At 44.4% G+C, this 14,915-nt stretch carries 16 protein-coding genes and 1 pseudogene; 15 read left to right on the top strand and 2 right to left on the bottom strand.

Annotation, left to right across the window (positions count from 1 at the left end; genetic code table 11):
- Nucleotides 1-85: 85 nt before the first annotated feature.
- The 3 genes from B2U10_RS03030 (at nt 86) to B2U10_RS03020 (ending at nt 4,346) form a co-directional block, all read left to right on the top strand.
- The gene (locus tag B2U10_RS03030; protein WP_290785513.1) at nt 86-2,227 is read left to right on the top strand and encodes an AAA family ATPase; all 2,142 of its coding nucleotides are present in this window, start codon (nt 86-88) and stop codon (nt 2,225-2,227) included.
- A 3-nt stretch (nt 2,228-2,230) separates the two neighbouring features.
- Complete coding sequence (locus tag B2U10_RS03025; RefSeq protein WP_214805358.1) at nt 2,231-3,763, top strand: hypothetical protein; 1,533 nt, start codon at nt 2,231-2,233, stop codon at nt 3,761-3,763.
- A 73-nt stretch (nt 3,764-3,836) separates the two neighbouring features.
- Entirely contained in the window at nt 3,837-4,346 is a 510-nt protein-coding gene (locus B2U10_RS03020) for a GNAT family N-acetyltransferase (RefSeq protein WP_023469196.1), read from the top strand.
- A gap of 56 nt (nt 4,347-4,402) precedes the next feature.
- Here B2U10_RS03020 and B2U10_RS03015 read toward each other — a convergent pair whose 3' ends face one another.
- Complete coding sequence (locus B2U10_RS03015; protein WP_029342458.1) at nt 4,403-4,768, bottom strand: winged helix-turn-helix transcriptional regulator; 366 nt, start codon at nt 4,766-4,768, stop codon at nt 4,403-4,405.
- Between the two features lie 204 nt (nt 4,769-4,972).
- Between B2U10_RS03015 and hxlA the strand changes: the two genes are divergently transcribed.
- The 3 genes from hxlA to B2U10_RS03000 all read left to right on the top strand — a co-directional run bounded on the left by hxlA (nt 4,973) and on the right by B2U10_RS03000 (nt 7,109).
- Nucleotides 4,973-5,608: a 3-hexulose-6-phosphate synthase gene (gene hxlA, locus B2U10_RS03010; RefSeq protein ID WP_214805356.1), complete on the top strand. Its 636-nt coding sequence runs from the start codon at nt 4,973-4,975 to the stop codon at nt 5,606-5,608.
- Nucleotides 5,609-6,157, top strand: coding sequence for a 6-phospho-3-hexuloisomerase (hxlB, locus tag B2U10_RS03005; protein ID WP_149427764.1), 549 nt, complete (start codon nt 5,609-5,611; stop codon nt 6,155-6,157). It begins immediately after the preceding gene.
- 187 nt (nt 6,158-6,344) lie between these two features.
- Entirely contained in the window at nt 6,345-7,109 is a 765-nt protein-coding gene (locus B2U10_RS03000) for a hypothetical protein (protein WP_290785507.1), read from the top strand.
- A gap of 39 nt (nt 7,110-7,148) precedes the next feature.
- On the opposite strand, the gene hisJ is transcribed toward B2U10_RS03000, so the two are convergent.
- Nucleotides 7,149-7,943 carry a histidinol-phosphatase HisJ gene (gene hisJ, locus B2U10_RS02995; RefSeq protein ID WP_290785502.1) on the bottom strand — a complete coding sequence of 265 codons (795 nt, stop codon included), beginning with the start codon at nt 7,941-7,943 and terminating at the stop codon, nt 7,149-7,151.
- A gap of 122 nt (nt 7,944-8,065) precedes the next feature.
- On the opposite strand from hisJ, the gene B2U10_RS02990 reads away from it, so the two are divergent.
- The 9 genes and pseudogenes from B2U10_RS02990 (at nt 8,066) to hisIE (ending at nt 14,854) form a co-directional block, all read left to right on the top strand.
- The gene (locus B2U10_RS02990; protein WP_214805352.1) at nt 8,066-8,887 is read left to right on the top strand and encodes an ATP phosphoribosyltransferase regulatory subunit; all 822 of its coding nucleotides are present in this window, start codon (nt 8,066-8,068) and stop codon (nt 8,885-8,887) included.
- Nucleotides 8,888-9,499, top strand: coding sequence for an ATP phosphoribosyltransferase (gene hisG / locus B2U10_RS02985; protein ID WP_290785499.1), 612 nt, complete (start codon nt 8,888-8,890; stop codon nt 9,497-9,499).
- Nucleotides 9,496-10,713 (top strand): histidinol dehydrogenase, encoded by a 1,218-nt coding sequence (gene hisD, locus B2U10_RS02980; RefSeq protein WP_035405944.1) that lies wholly within the window; start codon nt 9,496-9,498, stop codon nt 10,711-10,713. The genes hisG and hisD overlap by 4 nt, the downstream gene beginning before the upstream one ends.
- Nucleotides 10,713-11,684 carry a pyridoxal phosphate-dependent aminotransferase gene (locus B2U10_RS02975; RefSeq protein WP_075643060.1) on the top strand — a complete coding sequence of 324 codons (972 nt, stop codon included), beginning with the start codon at nt 10,713-10,715 and terminating at the stop codon, nt 11,682-11,684. Before hisD ends, B2U10_RS02975 begins: the two co-directional genes overlap by 1 nt.
- Nucleotides 11,657-12,238 (top strand): imidazoleglycerol-phosphate dehydratase HisB, encoded by a 582-nt coding sequence (hisB, locus tag B2U10_RS02970; RefSeq protein WP_035396348.1) that lies wholly within the window; start codon nt 11,657-11,659, stop codon nt 12,236-12,238. Before B2U10_RS02975 ends, hisB begins: the two co-directional genes overlap by 28 nt.
- Nucleotides 12,235-12,822 (top strand): imidazole glycerol phosphate synthase subunit HisH, encoded by a 588-nt coding sequence (gene hisH, locus B2U10_RS02965; protein WP_029342451.1) that lies wholly within the window; start codon nt 12,235-12,237, stop codon nt 12,820-12,822. The genes hisB and hisH overlap by 4 nt, the downstream gene beginning before the upstream one ends.
- The gene (gene hisA / locus B2U10_RS02960) at nt 12,795-13,499 is read left to right on the top strand and encodes a 1-(5-phosphoribosyl)-5-[(5-phosphoribosylamino)methylideneamino]imidazole-4-carboxamide isomerase (protein WP_290785493.1); all 705 of its coding nucleotides are present in this window, start codon (nt 12,795-12,797) and stop codon (nt 13,497-13,499) included. Before hisH ends, hisA begins: the two co-directional genes overlap by 28 nt.
- Nucleotides 13,493-14,242 (top strand): imidazole glycerol phosphate synthase subunit HisF, encoded by a 750-nt coding sequence (hisF, locus tag B2U10_RS02955; RefSeq protein WP_290785490.1) that lies wholly within the window; start codon nt 13,493-13,495, stop codon nt 14,240-14,242. Before hisA ends, hisF begins: the two co-directional genes overlap by 7 nt.
- Nucleotides 14,239-14,854 (top strand): annotated as a pseudogene (gene hisIE, locus B2U10_RS02950) (bifunctional phosphoribosyl-AMP cyclohydrolase/phosphoribosyl-ATP diphosphatase HisIE). The gene hisF and the pseudogene hisIE overlap by 4 nt, the downstream one beginning before the upstream one ends.
- Nucleotides 14,855-14,915 lie beyond the last annotated feature (61 nt).

The raw sequence follows: 14,915 nt of genomic DNA, 5'->3' as shown, positions 1-14,915 counted from the left end.
ATCATTCGGGGTTCAGTTCAACTTAAGAATTAAGCACTTTCTTTGTTTATACTAACAATTACTTTAATTAAGGGTGTGAATTTTTTTGTTGGTCTACTACTATTTTGATGGATTTAGAAATTTTAAAAATTGTGATTTAAATTTCAGTAATGAATTAATTGTAAATTATAATAAAAAGAATAAGTCATTGAGTTTTATGCAAAATAAAAATTTTTTAGATAACTACTGGGGGAGAAATATAAATAGTATTACAACAATTGCCGGAAATAATGGGGTTGGAAAATCTACAATATTAGATTCTATAAAAGGTCGTTTTTTTTATGGATTTAATTTTTTACCACTCGAAACAGTTTTAGTTGAAAAAAAAGACAAATGCTATTGTATATATTACAGTGAAAAACTATTGGAAGAGAACTCAGCTATTGTTATTAATGATAATAAATACGTACTATCTGATTTTCAAGTAAATCCAAAAATAAAATCAATAATACTTGATATTAATATAGGAAATGAAAATATAGAATTTCAATTTAAAAAAGTAACTATTGAAGACATTGAAAGAAATTCCACAGAAGTACAAAATCAAACTAGAATAGGTAACGAAAGAAGCTTAGTATTTTATACAAATCAGTGGAACTATGAAACCTACAATAGAAGCTATAAAAGTAATAAAAACAGAGAATTCGATTATACAGATTTATCTATTGGTAATAAAATAGATTCATTAATTAATAAAGTTGGAGATTACGAAGAGCTTTTTTCGGAAGACATGAGAATCATTAATGGAGTATCTAGCGAGAATCGATTTAATACAGATTATTTGTATGAATTAAAATCAGAAGAAATTAAAAACGCACTAAGATATTTGAACGAAAGTTCTTTAAATAATAAAATAAATGATCATTTAATAATTCCAGAAGAAATAGTCATTAAATATGATTTTATGAGTTTAAGAGAAAGAAATGATTTATTATTACTAAATGATGAACTAAATATATATTTACGTTTTGAGAAAAAAGTAAATAACTTTTTCGGAGAACAAGTTTTTTATAACTATATTTTGAATTCAAAAAAAGATATCGGATCAAAAGAAATGATGTTATTAATAATAGTAGAAAATTTATTTTCAAATTTAGATTATATATTGTTTGAAAAAATAAAGGAAATTATCAAAGAAAAAGAAAAAAGAAAAGAATATAATCTAACGAGAATAGAAGATATCATACCCTTAATAGAATCATTTTCTGCGGTAGTTTTAGAAGAAATCGCTAATTTAAATTATACTGAAAAACTTAAAATTGAAAGAAGAAAAAAATTAAAGCAACGTGTTGAGAAATTGTTTAGTGATTACACAAACTTCATTCGATATCTTTTAACAGATTTTTTAGTCAATCGAGAACATATGATTTTGGATACTCATAGAATTAAGATGTTCGAAGTAGATAAAAATAGTGTCGGTATTGATAAAATAATTAATATTAAAATTCCTCGTATTAAGATAACCAAATCTAATAATAAAAGCATTTATAATTTTGTAAACAAGTACAATGATTTATCTGGAAAAAATAAATCACTTCATTTTTCATGGAGAAATTTAAGCTCAGGTGAAATTCAATTACTTAATCTATGTACAAGTTTATATTTAGCAATTAAAGATTCAAAACATAGAGATGTGCTTATTTTGTTAGACGAAGCTGAAATATCATTACACCCTATGCTTCAAAAAAAAATAATAAGTGTACTTTCAGGCATGTTAGATAGTTTAGAATTACAAGAAAAAAATATTCAAGTCGTTTTAAGTACACACTCTCCATTTATTTTGTCTGAGCTTCCTTTTAACTGTTTGATTTTATTAAAAAAAGATGATTTAGGAAACGTAGTTGTACAAAATGAACTTGAAAATATACCAGCAACTTTAGGTGCTAATATTCATGACTTATTTTCGCATTCATTTTTCCTATCTGATGGTCTTATCGGTGAATACGCAAAAGAGAAGATTAATGAAGTAGCCAATAATTTATTAAAAAATAATGTGAATGCGTCTTTAGATCAAGATTATATTGAAAAATTTATCAATCAGATAGGAGAACCTATAATTAAAGCGAAACTAATTGAACTATACAATCAAAGAAGTATCTTAAATAAACCAAAAGAAATGGATGGTATAATTCAAGATATTGAGAGTTTAAAAATACAATTAAAGAAGCTAGAGGAAAGAAGTGAGTAAATTATGATTCACATTCAGATTCCTAATTCTTTACTTATGCAGCATAAAATCTTAGCTAATGATAGTAGTAAGTTAAAAAAAGATCTCTCTTCATTAAGCGAACGACAAAATAATAAACCTTTTCTAGGGATTATTAATTATTTGATTTCTAATTTAGAAAAAATTGTAAGTTGCAGCTTTGAAGATTTAAAAAAGATTCAAATGGAATATCTAACATTAGTTTATGATTTAAAAGATTTATTATTAATAAATAAAAAACTCAAAAATGATTTTTTAATTTTACTTTCCAATATTTCAAACGCTTTTCTTAAAGCTTATGATAATTTTACTAAAAGAAGTAATGTTTCGTGGAATAGCTATATTTTTTTAAAAAAATTAAATCAAGTTGTTTGTCCATATTGCAATGCGAACTTTATTCATACGGTTCAATCTAATCAATTTCTATCAGGAGCCTCATCAAGAGGAATGGCCGATTTAGATCACTTTTTACCAAAAAGTATTTTTCCGATTTTTGCGATTACATTATCTAATTTAGTTCCGAGTTGTATATATTGTAATCAGCGTTTCAAGAGTACTTATTATACAAGTTTTACAAGGAATTTCTCTCCTTATGATAAAAACTTAATAAATAAATTTAAGTTTAAATTTATTTACTCTAAAGACGACTTTAAAAGTGCTTTTGAGAAATTAGGGGAAGTCGAAGGTGCAGGTTTTTCCAAAGAGGAAAGATATTATTTAGAATTAGCTTCCAAAAATGATTTATTCGATTTCGAAAAAATTGAGAAGTTCAACAAAGATGAAGAAGATTTAAATAAAATATATGAATTGCTTTTAGAGATAAAAGAGTTTAATAGTGAAAACGAAGCTATGTACAAATGCATCTTGAAAATTTCCCAAAGTCTCCATATATATATTATGAAATTACGACAATTAATGAGTTTAGGTAAACTGGAAGCCATAGAATTAAATGAAAAATTAATTTCTGAATTAAGTATAGAATATGGAAAAATTCTTACTGAAAGAAAAAAATACGAATTACAAAAGAAAAAGAACTCAATTCAAAGAAAATGTATTACTGCTGTAAAAAATACCATTGAGAAAAATTTTAATAAGGTACAAAAAACCTATAATTTTAATAAAATATTCATTTTGGATGAAATTAAAACGATTAAAAAAGTTAATTTTGTGGATATCGCCTTAGGGAAAAGTGAGGATTATAAAATTGGAATTCATGCGAATTGCGAATCCGATACTGAAAAGTATATGATTTACAACAACGTTGCACTTTTTCAATTAGAGAGTGTTTATAATGAATATAGAGGCTATGTAAATAAAAAAATAGAACAAAGCTATGTTTTGAATGCATTATATAAGAGTCAATTAAAAAAACAATTTCCTAATCTATTTGATGAGTACTCTATAGATAATTTATCAAGTTTAATACTAATTGATGAAGAAAATCAAAAAAATGAAATTTTAGGGAAGTTAATTTATGATTTAGTTCTTTCAAACGTAAAAGCTCAATCAAGTACCTAATCTTAACTACTAATTTTTTGGGGGAATTACAGAATATTTTTTTATGTGATTCCTTTGAACGGAGCTGAAACCTATGATACGACGTGCCACGTTGATGGACGGAAAAGCCTTATCGGACTTAATGCGACGCATTGATCGGGAAACGAAATATATGTTGTATGAGCCGGAGGAACGCGTCCTGTCGACGGAACAGGCCGAGGCGTTTATCGAGAAGTTCGGTCAGGCTGCTAACTCGGATATCTTTGTCGTGGACGTCGATGAACAACTCGTCGGATACGTGCTCGTTGTCGGTGGTGAGCCAAGTCGGATCCGTCACCGGGCGAATCTTGTCATCGGTTTGCTCGATGCCTACACGGGTCGTGGTCTTGGTGCGGGTCTACTTGAGGCAGTCGATGCGTTTGCCATTGAAGCAGGGCTCATCCGACTCGAGTTGACGGTTCGCAAGGATAACTTGCGGGCAATCGAGCTCTATCATAAGTTTGGCTTTAACATCGAAGGAACACGCATCGCATCACTCTTCATCGATGGGGAATACGTTGATGAACTGGCGATGTCGAAAATCTATACGACAGAAGAATCCTAAAAAAAGATGCTCCGTGGACTTATCTCTGAAAAGAGACGAGACCGTGAGCATCTTTTTTATGGTGATATCTTTTGTTGTTCGAAGTCGATCTCCAGAACATTTTTCGCATAATCCTTACCCCAGTCATACATCGCATCTAAAATCGGCATTAAGCTATGTCCATGCGGCGTCAACGAGTATTCGACCTTCGGTGGTACGACCGGGTAGACTTCCCGGTGAATGATGTGGTGGTCTTCAAGTTCTCGAAGTTGATTGACGAGCATCCGTTGCGTGATCCCGGGCATCAGACTTTTTAGTTCCCCGAAGCGTTTTGTTCCTTCCTTACCTAAGTGCCAAAGAATGAGCATCTTCCATTTTCCCCCGATGATCGAGAGTGTCAATTCCTTCTCACAGTTAAACTGACGGTCTTCAAAATGTGGCATCGTTCCACCTCCTGCTCCAGTATAGTCTTTCTTCCGAACGACAGTATACTTTTCTGCACTATGTATGAAAAACCGCACTATGTAAATTAAAAGTGCGTACTTCTCAAGAATGCTCCTGCGGATTATATTTAGTCCTGTTCTTTCGTGAACGTTTGAAGGAAGTGTCAGGTACGACAATACAGAGAAGAATGGGAGAGATACAAAATGAAATTACAACTCGCGATTGATTTAGTCGATACAGCAGGTGCGATTGCTTTAGTCAAAGAAATCGGGGAAAACAATTTAGATATCGTCGAGATCGGGACACCGGTCGTCATCAACGAAGGGCTCCGCGCCGTCAAAGAAATGAAAGCCGCGTTCCCGAACTTAACGGTCCTCGCTGATTTAAAAATCATGGACGCTGCCGGTTACGAAGTCAGCCAAGCTGTCGCACACGGTGCCGACATCGTGACGATCCTTGGGGCAGCGGAAGACATGTCAATCAAAGGGGCAGTCGAAGAAGCGAAAAAATCAGGCAAACAGATTCTCGTCGACATGATTGCCGTGAAAGATATTGCGACACGTGCGAAAGAACTCGATGCGTTAGGCGTCGACTACATCTGTGTCCACACAGGTTACGATCTCCAAGCAGTCGGTCAAAACTCATTTGAGGATCTTGCGACAATCAAGTCAGTTGTGACAAATGCAAAAACAGCTGTTGCGGGTGGCATCAAGATGGAGACGTTACCGGAAGTCATCGCTGCACGTCCTGATCTGATCATCGTCGGTGGCGGGATCACAGGACAAGATGATAAACAAGAGACAGCGTCAACGATGCACCGGATGCTACAAGAGGCGTAAATGACACACATTCAAACGATTATCGAAGAACTGACTTCGACGGTTGAAGCAATCGATGCGACCGAGACGAAAGAACTGGCAGACGCTGTGCTGCAAGCGAACCGGATCTTTCTCGCAGGAGCCGGTCGCTCCGGCTTGATGGGGAAAGCGTTCGTCATGCGGTTGATGCACATGGGACTCGATGCTTATGTCGTTGGCGAGACAGTCACGGCGAATTTACGTGAGGGTGACTTGTTAATCGTCGGTTCCGGATCGGGTGAGACGAAAACATTGATTCCAATCGTCGAGAAAGCACAGCAACTTGGTGGGACGGTTGCCGTCGTCACGATCAATCCGACATCGACGTTAGCGCGATTAGCCGACTTGGTCGTCCAATTGCCTGGAGTTCCAAAAGAACAAACGGCATCAGCGGACGAGACGGTTCAACCAATGGGCTCGTTGTTCGAACAGACGATGTTATTGTTCTATGATGCTTTGATTCTGCAGATCATGGAAGATAAGCGGCTTGATTCACAAACGATGTACGGGAAACATGCCAACTTAGAATGAAACATACGAAACAGATTAGTTCTCTTCAATCGAAGAGGGCTAGTCTGTTTTTGTCTGTAGATCTTTTCATGTATGAATGTGTATTAATCAGAAATTCTCCTTTCCTTCTTTTCGTAATTTTCTTAAAGACGTAGTCCCGCAACATGAGATACTCAAAGAAAGGAAAAAAGAGGAAAAGGAGATTGTCATGCGATTTCAACGGATTGGTGTAATCAGTGCATTATTCGCTGCAAGTATTTTGACCGGTTGTGCAGAACCAGACCAAGTTCCGCCTTTGAATCAGCTTCACACGCGATGGATTGATGATAACACTGCTGAGGATGGTGCTGAGCCGGATGCCATCGTACAACGTATTAAAGCAGAAGACTTTTCAGAAAAGGATTCGTTTGAAGCGGATTTCCGTCGTCACGTGACGTTTTACTTTAAAGATGGAACAAAAGCGCATCCGACTGAAGGCGATATCTGGAGTAGTGTCGCCCTCGGGAATCATGCTTACGTGACGCTGCATTACCCAAAAGGAGCAGATCGTCTTGCTGTATTAGAGTATACCAAGCAAGAGAAGAACTGGATTTTAAAAGGCGGTTTACATGACGACGTTCAAAATATTAAAAAAGATGATGGTTCAACTCGCGGTTTGAATTTACCATTTCAAGCGATTATGAGTAGTTCAACTCTTAATGGGGACGATAGCGTCTGGTTCTTCCACACGAAGTCACAAACGATTCTGCTAACCGTCGTTCCGAAGCAAGACGTTCAAGGCGAGGACTGGAAGGAAACGACGCTTGCAAACGGACAGACAGCTTACTTCCAAGAAAAACAAGAGAGAACGAACCTTTATTACGTCGAGGACAATCAAATCGTCCTCCTGTCCGGTAACGTGTCGCTAGCACAATTAAAAAAGATGGCACGATCGATTGCTCCTGTCGACGCTGCTGATTTTCCGTATTCCTAAACAAAAAAATCCGGACGCTGCGGCATCCGGATTTTTGTTTTACCATTTGAAATCGAAATCAGCACCGACATCTTTTGCGAGATGGGCATCTGATCCATAGACGAGCGGAATTGATAACGACTGCGTGACTTGCAAGAGTTCCGGGTAAGGATAGGAAAGACCACATAACGGCTTCCGGAGTCCTGCCGTGTTGACGTCGAGTGTGAAGTTCGCTTGCCGGATCTTCCGTAAAGTGTCGTCGAGGTTCGTCGGATTCGATTCGAGCGGATAGGCTTGGATGAACTTCGTCGGTAACGTCAAGTGACCGAGCCGCTTCGGTTGGTGTGCACCGAGATCCGTCATGACGAGGGCTTGGATGCCTTCATAATAGCGTTCGTGGACCGCTGTGACGTTTCCGAGTTTCGTGACGATCTCACCGAAGCTTTCCTTGCTGAAGTCGACGCCGTAATACTGATCATCAATGTATAAGTAATGCAGTGAGAGAATACCGTCGGTTAAGACGTCAGCGTAGCGGGCGATGATGTCACGCGTCCCGTCGACATGTCCTTCCCAGTAGTCGAACTCCATCCCGATCCGGATGTCGATCTGATTCTTGTATGTCTCACGGAGTTGCGTTAATTCCTTCAGGTAGGCATCGGCTGTCGCGAACGACATTCCGGAATCGTTATCTGGCGCAGGATCCGTCACACCTTCAGGTAAAGGGGCATGTTCCGTGAAGCTGATTCGTTCTAAGCCTTGCTCTAAGGCACGCTCGATGTAGGCTTCGAGTGGATCCTTCGTACCGTGTGGACAATATGGACTGTGAACGTGACCGTCCCATTTCAATAATTGCATGAGTAACCCTCCGATTTTTTAGAATTGGCAAGCAAAGCGATTGACAATGTGCCCGAAACGCGGTATCTTATCGTTAAATAATTTAGCGTGGTACAGTGATAATAAGATAAAGGAGTGGGAGTATGCAATCATTTTCTACGATTCGACTCAAGGATGGAGCGACGGACTACGTCGGTGCCTCGGCAACGCGGCTCCAACAAGTCATTCGTCAGCTCGAAGATGGACTCGAACAATCTAACTATACCCGATTAATCACCCCCTTAATTGAGGAAATCGGTGGACGGGAACAGATTCGGATGGATTTTACGACTAGTGTCGCACGTGCACTCAGCGAACGCGGTCGCGAACAATATAAACGTGTCTTCTACAGTGGCTCCGTCTTTCAACCGGAAGAGAAGTTCCAGGTCGGATTCGAGGAACGAGGACAAATTGCAGAAGTTGAAGCGATCCAACTCGCGGTCCGACTCGTCGAGGAACTGACAGGAAAAGAAGTCACACTCTCGATCGGTGATGCCGGTTTGATCGAGCATTTGATTGAGACGCGTGTCGGTGATCACCACTTACGCGACCAAGTCACACAGATGCTTCGTTTACGTAACGTCATCGAACTGAAGCGAATCGCGGGTCAACTGGATGATGCTTTACTCGCGAAACTTCCTTTATTATTCGGACGCGAAGGAGCAGAGACGATCTTACCGTACGTTGACGAAACACGACTCAATGCCGTGCTTGATCTCGCGGAAGCCGTCAATGCCGATCTCGACTTCGGTCAAATGGGCTTACAGACGTACTACGACGGGATCACGGTCCACGGTTTCATCGAAGGCGTGACGGAACCCGTCCTCGTCGGTGGACGCTACGACCGGCTCTATGAACAATTCGGACAAGAACAACAGGCGTTCGGCATCGGATTCTCGGTGGAACGGTTGGCGGAGGTGCTCTAAATGCGAATCGGAATTACGAAAGGACGGCTGTCGAAAGCGACAGAACGTTATCTGAAAGAAGCTGGCGTCGAGACATGGGGAGCCATTGAACGCGAACTAATCGTCAAACGGGGCGAGCACGAATTCGTCTTCATGAAAGGATCGGATTTGATCCCGTATGTTGCCCAAGGCGTTCTCGATGTCGCGATCACCGGCAGTGATATCCTACTGGAATCAGATCAAGAACTATCGGAACTCGCGGAATTACCGTTCGGTGTCTGCCGGATGTCCGTCTGTGCAAAGGAACCGTTGCAATTCGAAGGCGGACGCCGCGTCCGGATCGCGACGAAGTATCCGGTCATCGCAAAACGCTACTTCAGCGAACTCGGTGTCGACGTCGACATCGTACCGTTGAATGGATCCGTTGAACTAGCACCGTTACTTGGTCTTGCTGACGCAATCGTCGATATCGTCGAGACAGGTGAGACGTTACGGGCGAACGGACTAAATGAATACGAAAAAATCATCGATATCAGCGCTCGATTCTTTACGAGCGAATGGACGTTAAAACGGAAGCGGGTGGAAGTCATCCGCTTGCTCGAGCAATTGATAGAAGGAGTGACACGATCATGACACCGACAAAACCTTTCAGCATCGATCGCGACACGGAGCTTGCGGTCCGCGCGATCCTCGAACGCGTCGCAACAGACGGTGACGCTGCTGTCCGCGATTACACGAACCAATTCGATCAAGTCGACCTTGAGGACTTCCGTCTCAGTGAAACACGGATCACGCAAGCCTTTGAACAGGCAGACGCCAACTTGATCGACTCGTTGAAGTTGATGGCGACACGACTCGTCGAATGGCACGAACAAGAACTACCGTCTGACATCGAACTCGTCGAGGCAGACGTGACACGACGTCAACGGTTCGTTCCCGTTGATTCGGTCGGGATCTACGTACCGGGTGGTGCAGCAAGTTATCCATCGACGGTCTTGATGAACGCGATTCCAGCGAAAGTTGCCGGAGTCGAACGCGTCGTCATGGTGACACCGATGACGAACTTAAGTGATGAGGTTCTCGTTGCGGCACGCATCGCTGGTGTGACAGAAATCTATACGATTGGTGGAGCACAAGCGGTCGCCGCGCTGACATTTGGAACAGAAAGCATCCAAGCCGTTGACTTGATCGTCGGACCCGGAAACCGCTTCGTTGCTGAAGCAAAACGCCAAGTCTACGGGATTGTTGGCATCGACTCGGTTGCCGGTCCATCGGAAGTTGTCGTCATCGCGGACGAAACAGCGCATCCGGACCGGATCGCAGCCGACCTCCTTGCGCAAGCCGAACACGACCGTGACGCTGTCGCGATCGCCTTCGTGCCAACGGAAGAGATGAAACAAGCGGTGGATGCAGAAATCGAGCGGCGCTTACAGCAATTGCCGCGTCAAGAGATTGCCCGTCGCGCGATGGAAAACGGTGGTGTCTTCGTCGCTCCACTCGAAACAGCGATCGAAGAAGCGAATCGCCTCGCAGCGGAACACTTGGAACTTGCCGTTGCCAATCCGCAAGAGGTCGTGAAGTCGATCCGTCACGCCGGGATGATTTTCCTCGGTCACGAGACACCGGAAACGCTCGGTGATTACGTCGCCGGAACGAACCACGTCTTACCAACGTCCGGTACAGCTCGTTTTGCGTCTGGATTATCAGCGCGGACATTCCTGCGTCACCAGACGATGCTCGAAGCCACACGCGCAGGCGTACAACGTCTCGCGAACGCAGCGAAGACCGTTGCCCGGGTCGAAGGACTCGAAGCACACGCACAAGCCATCGAAGTGAGGGAAGACTAATGCGATTACACCAAAACGAACGATTCACGACCCACAGTCCAGTCGGGATCGAAGCGATCCAGGAATTGATCGCAACGTTCCCTTTAAATGAATATCCTGTCGAAATCATCGATCAAGTCAAGGCATCATACGCGACGTACGCCGGTGTCCGTCCGACGCAACTCGTCGCCGGAAACGGCTCGGATGAGTTGATCGGCTACTTATGTGCCCGCTACGGCGGACCCGGCATGCCGGTCATCGCCTCGGAACCGGACTTCGTCATGTATCAGTTCTACGCTGACCGGGCACGGGCACCGTTCGAACGCGTGCCGTTACTCGACGAGATGGCGCTTGACGTCGAGGGATTGATCGCAGCTCCTGGTGAGATCATCTTCTTGAGTCACCCGCACAATCCGTCCGGTGTCCTCCGGAAGGAAGCGGACATCCGTCGTTTGCTCGACAGTGGCAAATACGTCGTCATCGATGAGGCGTACATCGACTTCGCGCTCGAACAATCGATGCTTCACTTACTCGAAGAATATCCGAAAGCAATCATCTTACGGACGCTCTCGAAAGCGTTCGGACTCGCATCGCTCCGACTTGGTTTTGTCATCGCGAGCGAACAAATCATCGAAGAAATCGAACAGATTAAATCACCGTACAACGTCTCTGGTCTATCAGCAGCTGTCGGCATCGCCATCATGGCAGAACCGGAACTCGATCGAGTCTTAGAGGAAACGTATGCGAGCCGCGAGGCGATCGAACGGATTCTCGCCCCAATCGGCAAGACGTATCCAAGTGCAGCGAACTTCGTCTACGTCGAGTATCCGGAAGCCGAACGCTTTACGCAGCGTTGTGCTGACGCCGGATTACGGATTCGCTTGTTTAACCAAGCCTTCCGTGTCAGTTGTGGATCACCAGAAGCGATGCAAGTATTAGAAACGTGTGTAGAGGAGGAATTACGATGCGGCGTGGCGCAAGCGAACGAGTAAGTGCAGAATCAGACATCAAGGTCGAGGTCGATCTCGCAGGAGGTCCGGTTGAGATTAAGACGGGTGTCGGCTTCTTTGATCATATGTTGACGTTATTTGCCTTTCAGGCCCGAATCGGTTTGAAGGTAACAGCAAAAGGTGATACGTGGATTGATGCCCACCACACGGTCGAAGATACCGCGATCGTCCTCGGGGCAGCGTTGACGGAAGCGCTCGGCGATAAAGCCGGGATTGAACGCTACGGCGAATCGCGTGTACCGATGGATGAGACACTCGCGTCGGTCGTGCTCGATTTCAGCGGTCGTCCGTTCACGGTCTTCCGTGCTAGTTTCAAGAATCCGAAGCTCGGTGACTTTGATACGGAACTCGCAGAAGAGTTCTTCCAAGGCTTATCACGGAGTGCCCGGATGACGATTCATGCTGAAGTCTTATATGGCTCGAACACACACCACATGATCGAAGGGTTGTTCAAAGCACTCGGTCGAGCCGTCCGTCAGGCAGTCGCCGTGACGAGCGAAGGGGTACCGTCTACGAAAGGGTTGATTGATCAATGATAGCAATCGTCGATTATGGCGTCGGGAATATCGCGAATGTCGAGCGGGCGTTAAAGGAGCTCGGCGAAGCAGTCATCGTCACGAGTGACACGGAGTTGCTCGACCAAGCAGAAGCACTCGTCTTACCGGGTGTCGGTGCTTATGCACCGGCAATGGAGCGCCTGAAGGAAACGGGACTCGTCGACTTCTTAAAAGAACAAGCGGAAAAGAAACCATTCCTCGGGATTTGCCTCGGGATGCAACTGCTCTTTGAATCAAGTGACGAAGATGGACTGACGGAAGGTCTCGGAATTTTACCGGGAACGATTGAAAAACTACCGAGCGACGTCCGCTTGCCGCACATGGGTTGGCATCAGCTGACGAACCACGGCGAAGCGGTCTATTTCGTCCACTCGTACGGCGCTGTTTGTGACCCAGAATGGATCGTCGACGCGGTTGAATACGGACGTCTTGTTCCAGCGATCGTTCAAAAAGGACAAGTCACCGGGATGCAGTTCCACCCGGAAAAGAGTGGCGAAGTCGGACTGAAACTACTGAAGGAATGGAGAGAGACGACATGCAACTCTACCCAGCAATCGATTTAATGAGCGGACAGGCCGTACGCCTGAAGCAAGGAGATTTTGACCAACAGACATTCTTCGGTGATGCGTTGACGATTGCGAAGCGCTTCAAGGAAGATGGGGCGACAGCGATCCACTTGATCGATCTTGATGGCGCGAAAGCCGGCGAACCGTTGCACTTGAACTTGATCGCCGACATCAAAAAGGAGACCGGTTTGTTCGTCGAAGCTGGTGGTGGTGTCCGTAACATCGAGACCGTCGAAGCATACGTCGGTGCCGGAATCGATCGGATTCTGATCGGCACGGTCGCTCTCGAGGATGAAGCGTTACTCGAACAGATGATTGCTCTTGCTGGTGATAAACTGGCTGTTGCCTTGGATGCAAAAGAAGGAATCGTTCAAACACGCGGCTGGCTCGAAGCGAGCGGTTGGACGCTTGAAGAGGCAATGACACACTTGATCGGCAAAGGCATCAAGACGTTCCTTTATACAGACATTTCGCGTGACGGAATGATGATGGGACCGGACGTTGATGGACTCGATCGTTTGAAGCGGGAAGGGGTCGAATTGATCGCTTCTGGTGGTGTGACGACCGTTGATGACGTCGCGCGCCTCAAAGAGATCGGGATGGACGGAGCGGTCGTCGGTCGGGCATTGCTCGACGGATCACTCGCCTTAAAAGAGGTGTTACGCGTATGTTGATGAAACGAATCATTCCCTGTCTTGACGTCAAGGAAGGACGTGTCGTCAAAGGGGTCAAATTCCAAAACTTACGTGATCTTGGTGACCCGGTCGCCGTCGCGAAATACTATTACGAGCAAGGGGCGGACGAACTCGTCCTGCTCGATATCTCAGCAACGCAAGAAGGGCGCGAGACGATGCTTGATATCGTCGAACGCGTCGCAGAAGTCATCTACATGCCGTTTACGGTCGGTGGCGGAATCAAGACGATCGAAGACGCGAAACGCTTGATTCGTGCCGGTGCTGACAAAGTCTCACTCAACTCATCAGCGCTTCAAAATCCACAACTGATTCAAGAAGTCAGCCGCCTGTTCGGTGTCCAAGCGACAGTCGTCGCAATCGATGCGAAACAGACCGGTGACTCATGGGGTGTCTTCTCACACGGTGGAACACAACCCGTCGGACGTGACGCAATCGAGTGGGCACAGGAAGCCGTTGCCCTGGGTGCCGGGGAGTTACTCGTCACGTCAATGGATGCTGACGGAACAAAAGACGGCTATGATCTCGCCTTGATTCGTCGTTTGCGTGAAGTCGTCAACGTGCCGATCATCGCTTCTGGTGGGGTCGGAACACTCGCTCACTTGGCGGAAGGTTTGGAAGCAGGAGCTGACGCAGCCTTAGCTGCTTCGATCTTCCATGAAGCGACGTACACGATGCCAGAAACAAAAGCCTACCTCAAAGAACGGGGAGTCGAAGTCCGATGACGACATTGAATTTTTCAAAAGGACTCGTCGCTGCCGTCGTCGTCGACGAGCAGACGAACGATGTCTTGATGGTCGGCTTCATGGACCAAGCCGCCTATGATAAGACGCTTGCGACCGGTCTCGTCACCTTCTTCTCGCGGACGAAGAATCGTCTCTGGACGAAAGGCGAGACGAGCGGGAACACGCTTGAACTCAAACGGATGTGGATTGACTGTGATCAAGATAGTCTCTTGATCACGGTCAAAGCGAACGGTCCAACATGCCATACCGGAAATCGTAGTTGTTTCTATACGGAAGTGGAGGTGCCCGATGTTATACGAACTGGAACAGACCGTCAAAGCGAAGATTGACGCGAAAGAAGCAGAATCCTATACGAACTATTTGATTGCTTCCGGATACGAGAAGATCGCGAAGAAGTTCGGTGAAGAGGCATTTGAAGTCGTTCTCGCTGGTAACGATACGTTAGCAGAAGAGACAGCAGACTTGTTGTATCACTTAACGGTCTTGCTCGCTGAGCGCGGTGTCTCATTCAAAGAAGTCGAAGCCGTCCTTAACGAACGTCACGGTACAAAATCGACGTTCAAGGATCGCCCGGATATTGAACAATGGTAAACGACATCCACATCGCAAAGGCGGTGTGGATTTTTGTATAAGCGGGAAAAGACAAACAGAT

The organism is Exiguobacterium sp. UBA7533 (genome assembly GCF_002479335.1).
Taxonomy (GTDB): Bacteria; Bacillota; Bacilli; order Exiguobacteriales; family Exiguobacteriaceae; genus Exiguobacterium_A.
The sequence above is the reverse complement of the archived record's forward strand: the minus strand, read 5'-3'. Positions and strand labels throughout refer to the sequence as shown.